The 15,833-nt window shown below is 61.9% G+C and carries 15 protein-coding genes; 14 read left to right on the plus strand and 1 reads right to left on the minus strand.

The window, feature by feature from the left end:
- Positions 1 to 4 precede the first annotated feature (4 nt).
- Positions 5 to 892, plus strand: a complete 888-nt coding sequence (locus QMG46_RS05655) for a class I SAM-dependent methyltransferase (RefSeq protein WP_281851511.1) — start codon at positions 5 to 7, stop codon at positions 890 to 892.
- Between the two features lie 41 nt (positions 893 to 933).
- Positions 934 to 1,464, plus strand: a complete 531-nt coding sequence (locus QMG46_RS05660; protein ID WP_281851512.1) for a pseudouridine synthase — start codon at positions 934 to 936, stop codon at positions 1,462 to 1,464.
- Positions 1,465 to 1,651: 187 nt separating this feature from the next.
- Here QMG46_RS05660 and QMG46_RS05665 read toward each other — a convergent pair whose 3' ends face one another.
- Positions 1,652 to 2,446: a TatD family hydrolase gene (locus tag QMG46_RS05665; RefSeq protein ID WP_281851513.1), complete on the minus strand. Its 795-nt coding sequence runs from the start codon at positions 2,444 to 2,446 to the stop codon at positions 1,652 to 1,654.
- Positions 2,447 to 2,733: 287 nt separating this feature from the next.
- Here QMG46_RS05665 and QMG46_RS05670 point away from each other — a divergent pair, with 287 nt between their 5' ends.
- The 12 genes from QMG46_RS05670 (at position 2,734) to gspD (ending at position 15,696) form a co-directional block, all read left to right on the plus strand.
- Entirely contained in the window at positions 2,734 to 4,356 is a 1,623-nt protein-coding gene (locus QMG46_RS05670; protein ID WP_281851514.1) for a S8 family serine peptidase, read from the plus strand.
- Positions 4,357 to 4,570: 214 nt separating this feature from the next.
- Positions 4,571 to 6,307 carry a type II secretion system ATPase GspE gene (gspE, locus tag QMG46_RS05675; protein WP_281851515.1) on the plus strand — a complete coding sequence of 579 codons (1,737 nt, stop codon included), beginning with the start codon at positions 4,571 to 4,573 and terminating at the stop codon, positions 6,305 to 6,307.
- Between the two features lie 172 nt (positions 6,308 to 6,479).
- Positions 6,480 to 7,697, plus strand: coding sequence for a type II secretion system inner membrane protein GspF (gene gspF / locus QMG46_RS05680; protein WP_281851516.1), 1,218 nt, complete (start codon positions 6,480 to 6,482; stop codon positions 7,695 to 7,697).
- A gap of 92 nt (positions 7,698 to 7,789) precedes the next feature.
- Positions 7,790 to 8,158, plus strand: a complete 369-nt coding sequence (gene gspG / locus QMG46_RS05685; protein WP_281852817.1) for a type II secretion system major pseudopilin GspG — start codon at positions 7,790 to 7,792, stop codon at positions 8,156 to 8,158.
- A 200-nt stretch (positions 8,159 to 8,358) separates the two neighbouring features.
- Positions 8,359 to 8,766 (plus strand): GspH/FimT family protein, encoded by a 408-nt coding sequence (locus QMG46_RS05690; RefSeq protein WP_281851517.1) that lies wholly within the window; start codon positions 8,359 to 8,361, stop codon positions 8,764 to 8,766.
- Positions 8,763 to 9,179: a prepilin-type N-terminal cleavage/methylation domain-containing protein gene (locus QMG46_RS05695; protein ID WP_281851518.1), complete on the plus strand. Its 417-nt coding sequence runs from the start codon at positions 8,763 to 8,765 to the stop codon at positions 9,177 to 9,179. Before QMG46_RS05690 ends, QMG46_RS05695 begins: the two co-directional genes overlap by 4 nt.
- Entirely contained in the window at positions 9,176 to 9,859 is a 684-nt protein-coding gene (locus QMG46_RS05700; RefSeq protein WP_345781786.1) for a type II secretion system protein GspJ, read from the plus strand. Before QMG46_RS05695 ends, QMG46_RS05700 begins: the two co-directional genes overlap by 4 nt.
- Positions 9,856 to 10,743 carry a type II secretion system minor pseudopilin gene (locus QMG46_RS05705; RefSeq protein WP_281851519.1) on the plus strand — a complete coding sequence of 296 codons (888 nt, stop codon included), beginning with the start codon at positions 9,856 to 9,858 and terminating at the stop codon, positions 10,741 to 10,743. The genes QMG46_RS05700 and QMG46_RS05705 overlap by 4 nt, the downstream gene beginning before the upstream one ends.
- A complete protein-coding gene (locus QMG46_RS05710; RefSeq protein WP_281851520.1) occupies positions 10,740 to 11,900 on the plus strand; it encodes a PilN domain-containing protein in 1,161 nt (386 codons plus the stop codon). Before QMG46_RS05705 ends, QMG46_RS05710 begins: the two co-directional genes overlap by 4 nt.
- Entirely contained in the window at positions 11,897 to 12,529 is a 633-nt protein-coding gene (gene gspM, locus QMG46_RS05715) for a type II secretion system protein GspM (protein WP_281851521.1), read from the plus strand. The genes QMG46_RS05710 and gspM overlap by 4 nt, the downstream gene beginning before the upstream one ends.
- Positions 12,526 to 13,257 carry a type II secretion system protein, XpsN-like gene (locus QMG46_RS05720; RefSeq protein WP_281851522.1) on the plus strand — a complete coding sequence of 244 codons (732 nt, stop codon included), beginning with the start codon at positions 12,526 to 12,528 and terminating at the stop codon, positions 13,255 to 13,257. Before gspM ends, QMG46_RS05720 begins: the two co-directional genes overlap by 4 nt.
- Positions 13,258 to 13,260: 3 nt before the next feature.
- Entirely contained in the window at positions 13,261 to 15,696 is a 2,436-nt protein-coding gene (gene gspD, locus QMG46_RS05725) for a type II secretion system secretin GspD (protein WP_281851523.1), read from the plus strand.
- Positions 15,697 to 15,833 lie beyond the last annotated feature (137 nt).

Genomic DNA, 15,833 nt, shown 5'->3' on the forward strand with positions numbered 1-15,833 from the left:
GTCGATGAAAACCCGTACCACCTTGGTGCTGACTGCATTGCTGGCAACCGGCTGCGCCATCGCCGCTCCGGCGTTTGCCCAGGAAGCGCAGGATCAACCCGCCGGCGATCTCGTGCCGCCCACCAGCGCGCGCGATTTCACCTCGCAGCAGCTGGACGGCGTGCTTGCCGGCAACTGGCGCTCGGCGGCCAATCGGGCCCGCGACCCGTACCGGCACCCCAAGGCTACGTTGGAGTTCTTCGGCGTTCGCCCCGATTACACGGTGGTCGAAATCACCCCCGGCGGTGGCTGGTACACCGAAATTCTTGCGCCGCTGCTGAAAGACAACGGCCATTACGTCGCCGCTGTGCAGAAGCCCTCCGATAACGAGGCACGTCAGGACGCGAGCGGGCTGCATCAGAAGTTCGCTGCCGATGCGGCGCATTACGGCAAGGCCACCGTGGTCGAGTTCGATCCCAAGGCGCCGGTATTCGGTGCACCGGGCTCGGCTGACATGGTGCTCACGTTCCGCAACGTGCATAACTGGGTCATGGCCAATACCGCGCCGCAGATGTTCAAGGCGTTCTTCACGGTACTGCGCCCGGGCGGCGTGCTCGGCGTCGAAGATCATCGCGCGGCCGACAAGGCTTCGGTCGATGCAGTCAAGAAAAGCGGCTACTTGCCCACGGCCTATGTGATCAAGTTGGCGACCGACGCCGGCTTCAAGCTGGAAGAGACCAGCGAGATCAACGCCAACCCGAAAGACACCAAGGATTATCCGCAAGGTGTCTGGACGCTGCCGCCCACACTCACCCTGGGTGACAAGGACAAGGCCAAGTACCAGGCGATCGGCGAATCCGACCGCATGACCTTGCGCTTCGTCAAGCCGGCAACCCCGGTCGCCACTCACTGACAGGCGGTGCGTCCTGACCGACGCACCGTGCAATGCGCGCCATGTTGATCGCCTTAAACAAGCCCTATGGCGTGCTTTGCCAGTTCACCGATAGCGATGGCCGGCGCACGCTGGCCGAATTCGTCAAGCAGAAAGACGTCTATCCGGCCGGCCGTCTCGATCACGATAGCGAAGGTTTGCTGTTGCTGACCGACGATGGCGCGCTCGCGCACAAGCTCACCGATCCACGTCATAAAGAGCCCAAGACCTACCTGGTGCAGGTGGACGGCCAGATCACCGACGAGGCGATCGTGGCGTTACGTCGTGGTGTCGTATTGAACGATGGACCGACGCGGCCGGCGACGGTCGAACATGCGATCGAACCCGAGTGGTTATGGCCGCGCGATCCGCCGGTGCGTTTTCGCAAGGCGATTCCAACGAGCTGGGTCAGTGTGACATTGAGCGAAGGGCGCAATCGGCAAGTGCGGCGTATGACTGCGGCTGTTGGTTTTCCCACGCTTCGCTTGATTCGTGTACGCATTGGGCCGTATGCCCTGGACGGTCTTGCGCCGGGTGAATCGCGCAGGGTTTGAGTGCGATTTCGGTGGGAGCGGCCTCAGAGGACATCTGACTACCTTTCCTATCCGTCATTCCGGCGAAGGCCGGAATCCATTCCTCGGCGCAGATGCTTGCAATGAGCTATCTGACGAGCATGGACCGAAGAATGGATCCCGGCCTTCGCCGGGATGACGATGAAAACTGAGGTTGTTCGAGAGGGATTTACTCGTCCTCTATCCCGAAAAACGCCTCCGCCGTAGCCGTACTCTGTGCAGCGGTAACTTCGGCAGCCTCACCGCGATCACGCGCAATTTCCTGGCAGATATGCCGCAGATACATCGGCTCGTTGCGCCGGTGCGAAGGCTGCGGACGCACGTTGCGTGGCAGCAGATACGGTGCATCCGTTTCGATCATCAGCCGGTTGGCCGGAATCTCGCGGACCAGCTCACGCAAGTGCAACCCGCGGCGTTCGTCGCAGATCCAGCCGGTGATGCCGATATGGCAATCGAGCGCGAGATAGTCACGTAGCGCCTCGCTGGTATCGGTAAAACAATGCACGACGGCGGCGGGGACGCGATCGCGATAGCGCTTCAGCAGCGCAATAAAATCCGCGTGTGCATCGCGCTGGTGCAGGAACAAGGGCTTGCCCAGATCCGCGGCAATCTTCAACTGCTTCTCGAAGACCTCGAGCTGCACGTCGCGCGGCGAGTAGTTGCGGTGATAGTCCAGGCCCGTCTCACCGACGGCACGCACTTGCGGCTGGGTCGCCAGCTCGCGCAGGCGCGCGTCGGTCGCGTCGTCGTAATCGATCGCATGGTGCGGATGCACACCAGCCGTGGCGTACAGGCGACCCGGATAGCGCTGGGCCAGCTGCAGCGCATGCTCGCTGCCATCGCGCGAGGCACCCGTCACCACCATGCGGGTCACGCCCTGTGCCTGGGCACGTGCCAGCACCTCGTCGAAGTCGTGGTGAAAAGACTCGTGCGTGAGGTTGGCGCCGATATCGATCAGTTGCATGAAAAGGCCGCTTGGAAAACCGCCATTGTCCCAGAGCCGATGCAGGCCGGCCAAATCACGGCCTGTAGGTGCCACGGCACGAAATTGCGAACGGCGTCCCTATTCGCAAAAGCTTACGCTTGTAGCTTGGTCATTCGGTGCGCCGGGACGGTTCACCTGGAAGGGGATATTCCAGCGAAGTTTCAATGGCTTGCAAAGACCGCCCGCTGACAGGGGCTGTGGAGGGTCTTATCGCAGGGACCGCGGCAGGCACTTCGCTCCTTATCGACAATGAGAGGGATAGACGAATGAATCAGCGTTCCCAGATGAAGTTGCTGGTGGCTTCCATGCTTATGGCGATGGGCTTGCCGGCGGTAGCGGCCGATATTTCGGCCAATACCAGCCGATTCGATCTGAGCTCGGTCCAGGAAAATCAGACCTACGATCATTTTGTCGTGCTTTATCGCGACGGCAGCACCGAGCGGGTACAGCCGACGGCGGCTGTGCAGTCTCTCAATGCCGCCGCGGCGCGTGCCAACCTGGTCGATCAGGCCGGGGCCGGCGCACAGACGCTGCGCAGCGGCGGCCGTTTGCTCAATGTGAGCTATGGGCATCGCCTGGCGATCGGCGGCGACGTCGTCACCACCTCGCGCCGGTTGAACGCGGCCGAAACCCGCCAGTTCGTGCAGCAGCTGGCAGCCGATCCGGCGGTGGAGTTCGTGCAGCCCGATTACATGCGCCAGGCGGTAGATCGCCCGACCATTTCGCCGGCAGGGGCGGCGACCTTCACCGTGCCTAACGACCAGTACTACGCGGGCTACCAATGGGACTACCTCTCGCCCGGTGGTACCGGCTTCAGCGACAGCAGCCTGGGCACGTCGGTCGCCAATTGGGGCGGCGCCAACATCCAGCAGGCCTGGACCCTGGCCGATGGCACCGGTGTGGTGATCGCAAGCCTGGACACGGGCGTGACCAATCATCCGGACCTGGATCTCACGCTGGCGAGCGCAGGCTACGACTTCATCACCGACCATACGGTTTCGGGCCGCAGCACGAATGGCCGTGTTGCCGGAGGCTGGGATACGGGCGACTGGACTACCGCGGGTCAGTGCGGTGCCGGCCAGGCCGCCGAGGCCAGCAGCTGGCATGGCACCCACGTATTCGGCACGGCCGGCGGCGAGCTGACCAACAACAGCACCGGCATGGTGGGGACGGCTTTCGGCGCCAAGGTACTGCCGGTACGCGTACTGGGGCATTGCGGCGGATCCGACAGCGATATCGCCGATGCGATTACCTGGGCCTCAGGCGGCCATGTCACCGGCGTACCCGACAACGCCAACCCGGCCAAGGTCATCAGCCTCAGCCTGGGCGGTTCGGGCACCTGTTCGTCCAGTTCGGTGCTCGGTCGCGCCATTACCGGTGCAACCGGTCGCGGCACCGCCGTGGTCGTCGCTGCGGGCAACAGCAACGCCAACGTATCGGGCTTCTCGCCGGCCAATTGCGCCGGTGTGGTTGCTGTGGCGGCCACCGGCATCACCAGCAAGCGCGCGTTTTACTCCAACTATGGCAACGGCATTACGCTCGCCGCGCCCGGTGGCGGCGTATATCAAAACGACGGTTCCAGTGGCACGCAGGCTACGACCGGCTTCATCTGGTCGACCATCAATGCCGGCTCGACCACGCCGACCACCTCGACCTATGGCGGCATGGCCGGTACGTCGCAAGCCACGCCTCATGTCGCCGGTACGGTGGCCTTGATGCAGAGCTATCGCCTCGCGCTGGGCAAGACCCTGCTTACGACAGCGCAAGTGACCAGTCTGTTACGTTCCTCGGCGACGGTGTTCCATGTCACGCCGCCATCGAACCGGCAGATCGGCACGGGCATTCTCAACGCTTATGCTGCAGTGCAAGCAGCCGGAGCACAGCCGTAAAGTAGTCAACGGCAGACTCGGAAGTACAGAAATCGGCCGGCGTCCTCAGGGGCGCCGGTTTTATTTTTATCGCGCCGATTCCTACGCTGCGTTTAGCGATGCAACGCTCGCGTAACCCCGGACGAATATGTTAACTATGCATCTCTCTGCACCTTCCGGGGGCGATGCATGGAGCATCGTGGGTGCGAATCGTTATTGGATGCGGGGTGAGAACATGTCGGCAGCCACACTAAAGCCGGCGACCAACCAGACCGTTGCGGCGACCCAAGACCGCGAAGTGGCGGTCTGTTCGTTGCTGGTCGCCAAAGGTCGACTCAAGGACGGCGACCTTGTCAGGGCGCGGCGTCTGCATGAGGAATCACCCGAGGGCACGCTGACCGGGCTGATGGCTCGGTTGGGTCTGGTGTCCGAGCGCGATCTGGCCGAAGCCTGGTCCGAATACCTGGGCGCACCGTTGCTGGCCGCGCGCGAAGCGCCGGAGTTACCGCCGCCCGAAGTCGATATCTCGTTGCGCTTCCTCAAGCAGCAACACGTGGTTCCAGTGCGCGATGGCGAGGACGGTCTGGCCTTGATGGTTGCCGATCCGGCCGATCCATACCCGGTGCATGCGGTCGAATTGGCGACGGGGCGTCCGGTGGCCTTGCGCATCGGCCTGCGTTCGGAAATCGATGACCTGATCGAACGTTATTACGGCTCCGGTCGTTCGGCGATGGGCACCATCGTCGAGAATCTCGATGGCAGCGCCGCGGTCGAGGACGATGTCGAGCATCTGCGCGATCTCGCCTCCGAAGCGCCGGTGATTCGCCTGGTGAACCTGATCCTGCAGCGCGCCGTCGAACAGCGCGCGTCGGACGTGCACATCGAACCGTTCGAAAATCGCCTGAAAGTGCGCTACCGCATCGACGGTGTGCTGCACGAAGTGGAAGCGCCGCCGGCCAGCTCCACCGCCGCGGTCATTTCGCGCGTCAAGATCATGGCCAAGCTCAATATCGCCGAGCGCCGGCTGCCACAGGACGGCCGTATCCAGCTGCGCGTGCAAGGCAAGGAGCTCGATCTTCGCGTGTCCACCGTGCCGACCAGCTTCGGCGAGTCGGTGGTGATGCGTATTCTCGATCGCGAATCGGTGGTGTTCGATTTCGCTTCGCTCGGTTTCACAGACAACTTCCAGCAACGCTTCGTCGACGTGCTCGATCGCCCGCACGGCATTCTGCTGGTGACCGGTCCCACCGGTTCGGGCAAGACCACCACGCTTTATACGGCGCTGTCGCAGATCAACACGCCGGACGTGAAGATCATCACGGTCGAAGACCCGGTTGAATACCAGATCGAAGGTATCAACCAGATCCAGGTGAAGCCGCAGATCGGACTGGATTTCGCCGGTGCGCTGCGTTCGATCGTGCGACAGGATCCGGACGTGATCATGATCGGCGAAATGCGCGATCTGGAAACCTGCCGCATCGCGATCCAGTCCGCGCTCACCGGCCACTTGGTGTTGTCCACCCTGCATACCAACAGCGCAGCGGGCGGCATTACCCGTCTGCTCGACATGGGTGTGGAGGATTACCTGCTCGGCTCGACCGTCAACGGCATCCTGGCGCAGCGACTGGTGCGCCGTCTCGATCCGGAGACCGCAACTTCCTACGAGGCGCTGCCGGAAGTCATCGAGCAGTTCGAGTTGCACAAATACACCGACGAACGGCCGATCCGCCTGTGGAAGCCGGGCACCAGCACGGCCAATCCCACCGGTTATCGTGGCCGCCGCGCCATCATGGAATTCCTGGTGATGACCGACCCGTTGCGCCGCCTGGTGATGCAGCGCGCCGATGCGGGCGAAATCGAGCGCCAGGCACGTGTCGAAGGCATGCGCACGATGTACGAGGACGGCATTGCCAAGGCAGTGGCCGGCATCACCACCATCGAGGAGGTGCTGCGTGTCACGCAGGAAAGCTGACCGGCATGATGCCGGTCTGGCCTGGAAGGCCCAAGCAGTTCTCAAAACTTTACCCGCAAGTCGCGAACTACAAGCCGCTTCCCGCAGTCACAACTCATGGCGCCTTTGCGCCATGGGCGGCCGCTTGCCGTTCACTTTCGCTTGTTCACCTTCACTCGCGCGTTCCTAGCCCATGGCTCAGTTTCGATATCGAGCGGTCAACGACTCCGGCGAAATACTGCAGGGGCAGATGGAGGCGTCCAGCGTCGACGAGGTGATCAGCCGCCTGCAGGAACAGGGCAGCACCCCGCTCGATGCCCGTATGGCCGATGCGGCAGCCGGTGGCAGCGGTATGGCCGCGCTGTTCAAGCGCGGCCCGTTCACCGGCGATCAGCTGGCCCAATTCACGCACCAGCTGGCGACCCTGCTTGGCGCCGGCCAGCCATTGGACCGCGCACTGGGCATCCTGTTGGAGCTGCCCGAGGGCGAGCGCGCCAAGAAGATGGTCGAGCGCATTCGCGATCGCGTGCGCGGCGGTACGCCGTTGTCGCAGGCGCTGGAAGAAGAACACGGCGTGTTCCCCAAGCTTTACATCAGCCTGGTGCGCGCCGGCGAAGCGGGCGGCTCGCTCGAAGACACGCTGCGCCGCCTGGCCGATTACCTCGAACGGTCGCAGCAATTGCGCGGCAGCATCATCAATGCGTTGATCTATCCGGCCATCCTGATGTTCGGCGTGCTCGGTTCGCTGGTGCTGCTGCTGGCGTACGTGGTGCCGCAGTTCGTGCCGATCTTCGAAGACATGCGCGTGCCGATCCCGTTTATCACCAAGGCCGTGCTCGCGGTCGGCGAAGTCATGCACTCATGGTGGTGGCTGATCATTGCAGCGATCGTGGTCGGCACCTTGATCTGGCGCGCGCGCATGCGCGATCCAGTCACGCGGCTGGCCTGGCACGCGAAGCTGTTGACCATGCGCCTGGTCGGGCCGCTGCTGCTGAAAATCGAGACCGCACGCATCGCGCGCACGCTGGGCACGCTGCTGAAAAACGGCGTACCGCTGCTCTCGTCGTTGGGTATCTCGCGCCAGGTCACGTCCAACCGCGCGCTGGACGAAGCACTCGCCCAGGCTGCCGAACAAGTCAAAGGCGGCTCGGGTCTGAGCCTCGCGCTGTCGCAATCGCAACGTTTTCCGCGCCTCGCCCTGCAGATGGTGCAGGTGGGCGAAGAAGCCGGTCAGCTCGACACCATGTTGCTCAAAGTCGCCGACACCTTCGATCTGGAAGCCAAGCGCTCGATCGATCGTCTGTTGGCAGCATTGGTGCCGGCGTTGACCATCGTCATGACCATTCTGGTGGCGATCATCATGGCAGCGATCATGCTGCCCTTGCTCAGCCTTACCAGCAATATTCAGTAACCGAACGGAGGAATCCACAAATGACGCAGATGATGCAAAGAACCACCAGGACAGCACGGTCGCTCCGTTCGGGCGGTTTTACGTTGCTGGAAATGCTCGCTGTGATCGTGTTGATCGGCATCATCGGTGCCGTGGTCGTCACCGGTGTCGGCAAGAACGTCGACAAGGGCAAATACGGCGCCGGCAAGGCACAGCTGACCACGCTCAGCCAGAAGATCGAAAACTACGCGCTCGACAACGGCTCGCCGCCGCAGCAGTTGGGCGACCTGCTGGCCAAGCCGGCCAACGCGCGCAACTGGCAGGGCCCGTACGTCAAGGAATCGGAAATGCATGACCCGTGGGGCCATGACTTTGGCTACAAATATCCCGGCGACCATGGCAGTTTCGATCTGATCTTCTACGGCCAGGACGGCCAACCCGGCGGCGACGGCTACAACGCGGACGTCGGTAACTGGCAGTGACAAACCAGGGACGAGTGGCAGCGAGCAACAAGCGCAGGTGGGCGATTAGCCCGCCCGCCCGCTCGCGCCCCTCGTTCCGGTCCGTAGTGAACAGGAATGAGAAACGAGCAAACCCCAACAACGCGCGGGCTCCCGCTCTCTCTCACTCCTCACTCCTGATCACTCACTCCTCGCTTTCCAAAGGCTTCACCCTGCTGGAAATGCTGGTGGTGATCCTGCTGATCGCCATCGCCTCGGCCGCCGTATCGGTATCGGTATCGCAAGGCCTGACTAGCGCACGCGTCAACGCAGCCAGCGGCGAAATGGCCTCGGCACTGCGTGCAACGCGTGCGCAGGCGATCGTGCAAGGCAAGGAACAGACGTTTGCCGTCAACACGCGCGACAACACGTACACCCCGGTCGGCGGCAAAGTGGTTCGTCTTCCACAGGGTATGACGCTGGGCATTACCAGCGCCGCCGAAGACCAGATCGGCAGCAACATCGGGCGCATCCGTTTCTTTCCCGACGGCAGCTCCACCGGCGGTCATGTCACGCTGAAGCTGCAGCAGCGCCAATGGTTGGTCAACGTGTCGTGGTTGACCGGCGCGGTGAGTGTGGTGGTGCAATGAAACGCGCACTGGGGAGACAACGTGGTTTCAGTCTGATCGAAATCATCGCCGCGCTGCTGATACTGGCGATCGCCTTTGCCGCATTGATGCAGGTGGCGGGCGGTTCGATCGGCCTGACCAACAATGCGGCCGATCACGCGCAAGCGGCCTTGTGGGCGCGCAGCCTGCTCGACAGCGCCGGCATGGAGCAAAAGTTCCAGCCTGGAACCAGTGAAGGCAAGTTCGACGATCAATACCATTGGCGTCTGGCGGTTGCGCCCTACCAGCCGAGCGACGCCGGCAACAACACGCCGATGCAGATCTTCAAGCTCGACCTGGACGTGATGTGGGGCGGGCGGCGCGAGCGTACCGCGCACTTCAGCACCTTGCGGCTGGTCAGTGCGGTGCCGCAGGCACAGGGTCAGCTGCGATGATGCGTTCATCGCGCCACGAGCATGGCTTCACCCTGATCGAGGTGCTGGGCTCGCTCGTCCTGCTGTCGTTGCTACTGCTGGCCGTCTACGGTGGTATACGCGCCGCGTCGCAAAGCGTGCGCTCCGGGCAGGCGGCGATCGAGCGGCTGGATCAGATTCGTTCCGCACAGATGTACCTGCGTCGCGAACTGGCGCAAACGATGGCGATGGCATTTGCCAAGACCGACAAGGGCGAAAACATTTATTTCCTAGGCGATGCGCATCAGATGCGTTTCGTCGCACCGTTGCCCGGTTACCTGGGCAAACTCGGGCCGCAACTGCAGCAGATCAAGCTGGTGCCCAACGACAAGGGTGGCGGTTCGCGCCTGGAAGTGAGCTTCGCGATCCTTCCGCCCGATGGCAGCGATCCCAAGCCGTTGGGCGATCCTGAAGTGCTGATGGACAACGTGCGTGAAGGCAGTTTCAGTTATCGCAGTCCCGATACCGACGATCAGGCCGGTACCTGGGGGACGGACTGGAGCGACGGTCGTGCCATGCCGATCCTGGTGCAGGTCAACCTGCAGGTCGACGGCAACTACGGCTGGCCGAACCTGGAAGTCCCCTTACGCGTCGATCCCAGCGCTACCGGCAATCAGATCAACTTGCTGCGCGGCTTGAGTCGCGGGCAGGTGCTGCGATGAAGTCGTTGCCTTTGTCATCGCGCAGCGCGCAGCGCGGCGTTGCTTTGCTCCTCGTCATGTGGGCGTTGACCTTGCTGGCGATCATGCTCGGTGGCTACGCCATGCTGGCGCGCACCGAAGGCATGCAGGCGCGTTATCAGTTTGCCCAGGCGCAGGCGCACTACGCCGCCGAGGCGGGCGTCATGCGCGCGATTTACGGTCTGCAGGATACGCAGCCGCAGACGCACTGGGTTGCCGATGGCCGCACCTATCCCTTCAAGTACGAAGACGCGACGGTCAAGGTCAACGTGGTGGACGAGGGCGGCAAGGTCGACCTCAATGCCGCGCGGCCGGAAGTATTGATGGCTTTGCTCATCGCTGCCGGCGTCGATAGCGGACAGGCCCGGGATATCGCCCAGAGCATCGTCGATTGGCGCAGCTTTGGTATCAGCTCCGACGATGTCAGCCGGCGTGCACAAGCCTACAAAGCCGCCGGGCGCGACTACGGTCCGCGCAGTGGTCCCTTTGCCAGCGTTGAGGAATTACAGATGGTGTTAGGCATGACGCCGGCGATCTACTCCAAGATCGGCTCGGTCATCACGATCTGGTCCGGCCGCGACAGTCCCGACCCCAATACCGCGCCTGCGCTGGCGCTGGCGGCCATTCCGAACATGGACCCACAGCAGATCGCCAGCCTGATTGCCGCGCGCCAGGCCGGTGCGCAGCCGGGCAGCAATGTGCAGGGTCTAGCCGGCATCCAGGGAGTAACGCATAGTATCCGGTCGGAAGCGACCCTGGCCGACGGCACTCATGCGGTGCTGAACGCCACGGTTCGGTTACAAGGAGTTCGATTCGGCGCGCAACCTTTCGCGGTATTGCGTTGGCAGGAAGGAGACGGGGAATGAGTTCCGCAACGCAATCGTTGCAACCGCTGCTGGATAACGTGCGTCGTGCCTGGCGCACGTCGCCGATGCCGCGTTTTTTCCAATGGTGGGGTGGCGAGTTGGCGGCCTTGCTGCCGGTTCGCTGGCGTTACGCTTTTGGCGGCGGGGCGGCTTGGTATCTGCTCGAAAAACAGGGCGACGACTGGCAGGTACGCCGTGCCGGCGACAGCCTGCCCTTGGCGACATGGAGCGACAGCCTCGATCCGGCGGCGCAGCTGGTGGCATTGAGCGATGCACTGCGCGGCGTCGATCCCGAAGACCTGCATATCGCGCTATGTCTGCCGTCGACCACCATGCTGCGCCGAAGCCTGCTGTTGCCGATCGCGGCACGCGAAAGCCTGCAGCAGATCGGCGCATTCGAAATGGACCGGCAGACCCCGTTCCGTGCCGAGCAGGTTCGTTACGACGTACGCGATACACAAGGGCCTGCACCTGCCGGGCGGTTCGCCGCCGAACTGGTGGCCGTGCCGCGTCAGACGCTCGATCCGCTGCTGGAACGTCTGCGTGCTGTCGGCATCGGTATCGACGCAGTCGACATGGCCTCCGGCTACGACCGCCTCGGCGTCAACCTGTTGCCGCCCGAGCAGGCGCCGCGTCGCAGTCATCCGCGCCAACGCTTGAATCTGGCCCTGGCGGCGGCATGCGTTCTGTTGGTCGTGATGTCCCTCGGGGAATGGCTGCACAACCGGCAAGCAGCCCTGTCGGCGATGCAGTCGCAGGTCGACAGCATGCGCGCCGAGGCTCAGAAGGTTGCGGCCCTGCGCCAGCAATTGCAGGACAACGCCGGTGCCGCCGGTTTCCTGGCAGATCGCAAGCTGCACACGCCATCGGCGTTGAGCTTGCTGGACGATCTCAGTCAGCGCCTGCCGGACGATGCCTGGCTCGAACGCCTGAGCATCGACAACGCCGGGCAGGTGGGTTTTCAGGGCCAATCCAAGCAGGCGGCCAAGCTGATCGACGCGGTCAAGGGCTCGCCTGTCATCACCGATGCCAATTTCCAGGGCACGATTCAGGCGGATCCCACCACCGGCAAAGAACGCTTCTATATGGTCGCGCAGCTGCGTAAACCCGATACCAAAGCGAAGGCCACGCCTGCGCACACCGGGAGTGCGCGATGAAGCTTGAGAAACTCAAGCCGCGCGAGAGCCGCATCGCCGCCGTGTTGCTGCTGCTGGTGGTGCTGGTGGTTGCCTACTTTGCGCTGCTGCACTGGTGGTTTGTCGCGCCGCTGCAACAGATCGGGTCACAAATGGACGACCTGCGCGATACGCAAAGTCGTTTTGCCGCCGCCCTGTCGGAAAAGCCGCAGTTGCAGAAACGCATCGATGCGCTCGGCGCAGGGCAGGCAAGCAGCAACGCCTTCCTGCCCGAAGACGACGCGAACGCCGCTGCTGCCGGCCTGATGCAGCGCGTGGTCGACGTGGTCGCTTCGCATCAGCCGGGCGGCAACTGCGACGTGATCCAGAAAATGCCCGTCGCCAATCCGCGAGCCGACGCGAACGACCCGTACAAAAAGGTCGCTGTCAGCATCAGCCTGCGCTGTGATATCGAATCGGTCGGTTCGGTCATGCATGCGCTGGAGCAGAGCACGCCCTACCTTTTCATCGACGACATCTCGCTCTACCGCAACCCGGTCGCCGCGCAAAAGAATGCCGGCGCGCCGATCGAGGTGCAGTTCACGCTCTCGGGCTATATCCGCAAGGCACGTCAGAGCGGGAGCAACGACGACGGAGGGGCATCTTCATGAATGCTGCCGCTCAACGTCGTCTGACACCCATACTTGGTGGTATTGCCGCCGTATTGGCGGTGGTATTCGTGGTCTTGCTCGGCGGTGTCGGACGTAGCGTGCACTGGAATCCGCCCTTGCCTACGCCGCCCCTGCCCGACATGCACAATGATAGCGGCATGCCCACATTCCAGCCGCTCGAGCGCTACGGCGTGGTTTGGCAAAAGCCGTTGTTCAATCCGGATCGCAAACCGGTGGCGCGTGTCGCCGGTGAATCGAGCAATCTCGGCGATATGGAACTGACCGGCATCATCATGACGTCGAGCCTGCGCGTGGCCTTGTTGCACAGCAAGGACGGCGACAAGGAACTGCGCATTCGTGAAGGCGGCACCTCGCCCGACGGCGCGATCAAACTCGCCGAGTTGAGCCCGCGTTCGGCGGTATTCGAGGTTTCAGGCAGCCGCACCGAGTTGAAGCTGCCGGCCGGTGCGCCGGTAACACCATTGGCAAAAGCCGGAGCCGCCGGTACGCCGACGCCTCTGGGCGCCGTGCCCAATCCGCCATCCGATAACGGCAATCCACCGCAGATGCAGGTCCGGCACGTGCCGCCCGGCGTCCAGCCCGTTCCCGCGCCCGGCAATCAGCCGTCAGGACAAAACGCGGAGCAGGCCGAGCGCATTCGCCAGCTGCGAGAGAACATCCTAAAGCGTCGCGCACAGCAAGCGGCCACCCCTGAAGGAGTACGTTGATTCATGTCCCGCCCCATCCTTCAACTCTTTCGTATCGGCACCGTCGCCATGGCGGTGTGGATAACTGGCTGCTCGACGTTGCCGAATCCTAAAGACGACGGCGTGCTGCAGCGCGAAGCTATGGCAGGTACCGAGAAGCCGGCGCCTGAGCCCGTAGCGCTCAACAAGGAAATCACGGCGCCCGATGCTGCGGCTGCCGTAAGGCCGCAGGTCTCCGAGGGCACCGGGCAGTTCATTCGTCCGCAGGGCCTGGCTACACCGATCAAGGCTGCCAGCGGCGATAACGCCGTCACCTTCAATTTCGAGAACCAGCCGGTGCCAGCGGTGGTGAAAGTCATTCTTGGCGATTTGCTCAAGCAGAACTACACCATCGTGCCGGGCGTGCAGGGCAACATCTCCTTCTCTACGTCCCAGCCCGTCGACAGCACCCAGGCGATTCCGATTCTGGAAACACTGCTCTCCTGGACTGGTAACGCGCTGGTCAAGCAAGGCAGTGGCTATGTCGTGATGCCTTCCAAGGATGCCGTAGGCGGCAATGTAGCGCCGAGCCTAGGTGCCGCATCGCCACAAGCCGGTTTGCAGGCACGCCTGTATCCGCTGCACTACATCTCGGCCAACGAGATGCAGAAGCTGATCAAACCATTCGCACGCCCCGAGTCGATCTTGTTAGCTGATCCGGCGCGTAATGTCATCGTGCTATCGGGCACGCCCGAAGACCTCGCCAATTACGAGCGCACCGTCAAGACCTTTGATGTCGACTGGCTGCGTGGCATGTCGATAGGCGTCTATAGCTTGCAACGCGCGAATGTCACTGAGCTGATGCCCAAGCTCGACAGCCTGTTCGGGCCCAAGGGTGACACGCCGCTGGCTGGCATGCTGCGCTTTATACCGATCGAGCGCACCAACTCACTGGTAGTTATCACCACGCAACCTAGCTATCTTTCCGAAGTCGGCGGCTGGATCGAAAAGATCGATCGCGGCGGCGGCAACGAGCCGCAGCTGTTTGTGTACGACGTGCGTAACCTCAAAGCATCCGACCTCGCACAGTACCTAGCGCAGATCTATGCATCGAGCAACGGCAACAACGGTGGCAATGGCGGAGCCAAGGTGGGTCCAGGTCTGACTTCGGGCACCCTGGGCGGTAGCGATAACGCGAATGGTTCGGCCAATGGCCTAGGTAGTCTTGCAGGCAGCTTCGGCAGCAGCACTAACGGCGGGATCGGCGGTGGCCTTGGAAATAACAGCGGACTGAACTCCGGTGGCATCGGCTCAGGTACATCTGGCGGTATTGGCAGTACGGGTGGCTTTGGCAGTAGCGGCGGCATTGGCTCCAACCAGTCTTCCAACGGATTTGGCGGATTCACGCCAGGAGGTATCAACAGCAACGGTACGTCCAACAGCGTATTTGGCAACAACAACGGGCAGCAATCGCAGCAGTACAGCAACGACGACGGAAGCATCCGCATCAGTTCGGTCGATGCGAATAATCAGCTGCTTGTACGAGCGCCACCGTCGAAGTGGGATGAGATCAATTCGGCAATCAAGCGCCTGGACACCACACCACTTCAGGTGCAGATCGAGACGCGCATTCTGGAAGTGACATTGACGGGCGATTTCCAGTTCGGTGTGCAGTGGTATCTCGAAGGTCTGATCAAGAACACCACCGATGCAAATGGGAACATCGTTCCGGGCCAGCCCGGAAATCAGCAGCAAGGTGCCCTAGGTGTTGGCGGAGCCAATTATTCGCCAGTTAGCACAGCTAGTGGAACTACCACCGGCGATGCGTTTTATTACTCGTTCGTTAACCATAACTTGCAAGTAGCTTTACGTGCTCTGGAGACGAGTGGAAAAACAAAGACACTCTCTGCGCCCTCCATGGTTGTATTGAACAATCAAGTTGCTCAGATTCAAGTCGGCGATCAGGTGCCCATTAGTTCCACCACTGTTAATACTGGCCTTGCGACCGGCACAGTAAGCACGGCTCAATACATACCTACTGGCGTTATCCTGGGCGTTCAACCTCGGGTCAATCCAGGCGGTCTGGTTTATATGAATGTCATGCAGCAGGTGAGCCAGGCGGGAGCGGCCGCAGCCGGAGTCAATCCGACTATTAGTCAGCGTGCTCTGAGTACCCAAGTAGCTGTACAAAGCGGGCAAACAGTACTCTTGGGGGGATTGATTCAACAGTTGGATCAGACTACCGACACGGGAATTCCTGGACTAAATCAAATTCCTATCCTTGGACGACTATTCGGTAGCACAAATCGTAGCAAGACACGCACCGAACTGATCGTCCTAATTACGCCGCGTGTTATAACGAACGGCGAAGAAGCTAAGCAGATTACTGACGAGTATCAGCAAAAGTTCGAGTCTTTGGCGCCGCTTCGCGAAAGTGATAGCGCAATGAAGCCGGCGGTCATTACCCCTCTCAAGCCTTAAGTTTCCGAGGCCCGACATCATCGATTTGGATCGATGATGTCGGGCCTTTTTCGAAACTGCTAAGGCCCGTCAATTGCTCAGGGCTGCAATCGAGAAAATTGCCAGCTATGGCGGTAGTAAAATATGTGTGGAGCATG

Origin of the sequence: Dyella sp. GSA-30, from assembly GCF_027924605.1 — a bacterium.
In the GTDB taxonomy this organism is placed as follows: domain Bacteria; phylum Pseudomonadota; class Gammaproteobacteria; order Xanthomonadales; family Rhodanobacteraceae; genus GSA-30.

Excerpts from the sequence above, each read along its gene's own strand:
- QMG46_RS05655 (WP_281851511.1), top strand. The coding sequence starts at position 5 with ATGAAAACCCGTACCACCTTGGTGCTGACTGCATTGCTGGCAACCGGC.
- QMG46_RS05660 (WP_281851512.1), top strand. The coding sequence starts at position 934 with ATGTTGATCGCCTTAAACAAGCCCTATGGCGTGCTTTGCCAGTTCACC.
- QMG46_RS05665 (WP_281851513.1), bottom strand. The coding sequence starts at position 2,446 with ATGCAACTGATCGATATCGGCGCCAACCTCACGCACGAGTCTTTTCAC.
- QMG46_RS05670 (WP_281851514.1), top strand. The coding sequence starts at position 2,734 with ATGAATCAGCGTTCCCAGATGAAGTTGCTGGTGGCTTCCATGCTTATG.
- gspE (WP_281851515.1), top strand. The coding sequence starts at position 4,571 with ATGTCGGCAGCCACACTAAAGCCGGCGACCAACCAGACCGTTGCGGCG.
- gspF (WP_281851516.1), top strand. The coding sequence starts at position 6,480 with ATGGCTCAGTTTCGATATCGAGCGGTCAACGACTCCGGCGAAATACTG.
- gspG (WP_281852817.1), top strand. The coding sequence starts at position 7,790 with ATGCTCGCTGTGATCGTGTTGATCGGCATCATCGGTGCCGTGGTCGTC.
- QMG46_RS05690 (WP_281851517.1), top strand. The coding sequence starts at position 8,359 with ATGCTGGTGGTGATCCTGCTGATCGCCATCGCCTCGGCCGCCGTATCG.
- QMG46_RS05695 (WP_281851518.1), top strand. The coding sequence starts at position 8,763 with ATGAAACGCGCACTGGGGAGACAACGTGGTTTCAGTCTGATCGAAATC.
- QMG46_RS05700 (WP_345781786.1), top strand. The coding sequence starts at position 9,176 with ATGATGCGTTCATCGCGCCACGAGCATGGCTTCACCCTGATCGAGGTG.
- QMG46_RS05705 (WP_281851519.1), top strand. The coding sequence starts at position 9,856 with ATGAAGTCGTTGCCTTTGTCATCGCGCAGCGCGCAGCGCGGCGTTGCT.
- QMG46_RS05710 (WP_281851520.1), top strand. The coding sequence starts at position 10,740 with ATGAGTTCCGCAACGCAATCGTTGCAACCGCTGCTGGATAACGTGCGT.
- gspM (WP_281851521.1), top strand. The coding sequence starts at position 11,897 with ATGAAGCTTGAGAAACTCAAGCCGCGCGAGAGCCGCATCGCCGCCGTG.
- QMG46_RS05720 (WP_281851522.1), top strand. The coding sequence starts at position 12,526 with ATGAATGCTGCCGCTCAACGTCGTCTGACACCCATACTTGGTGGTATT.
- gspD (WP_281851523.1), top strand. The coding sequence starts at position 13,261 with ATGTCCCGCCCCATCCTTCAACTCTTTCGTATCGGCACCGTCGCCATG.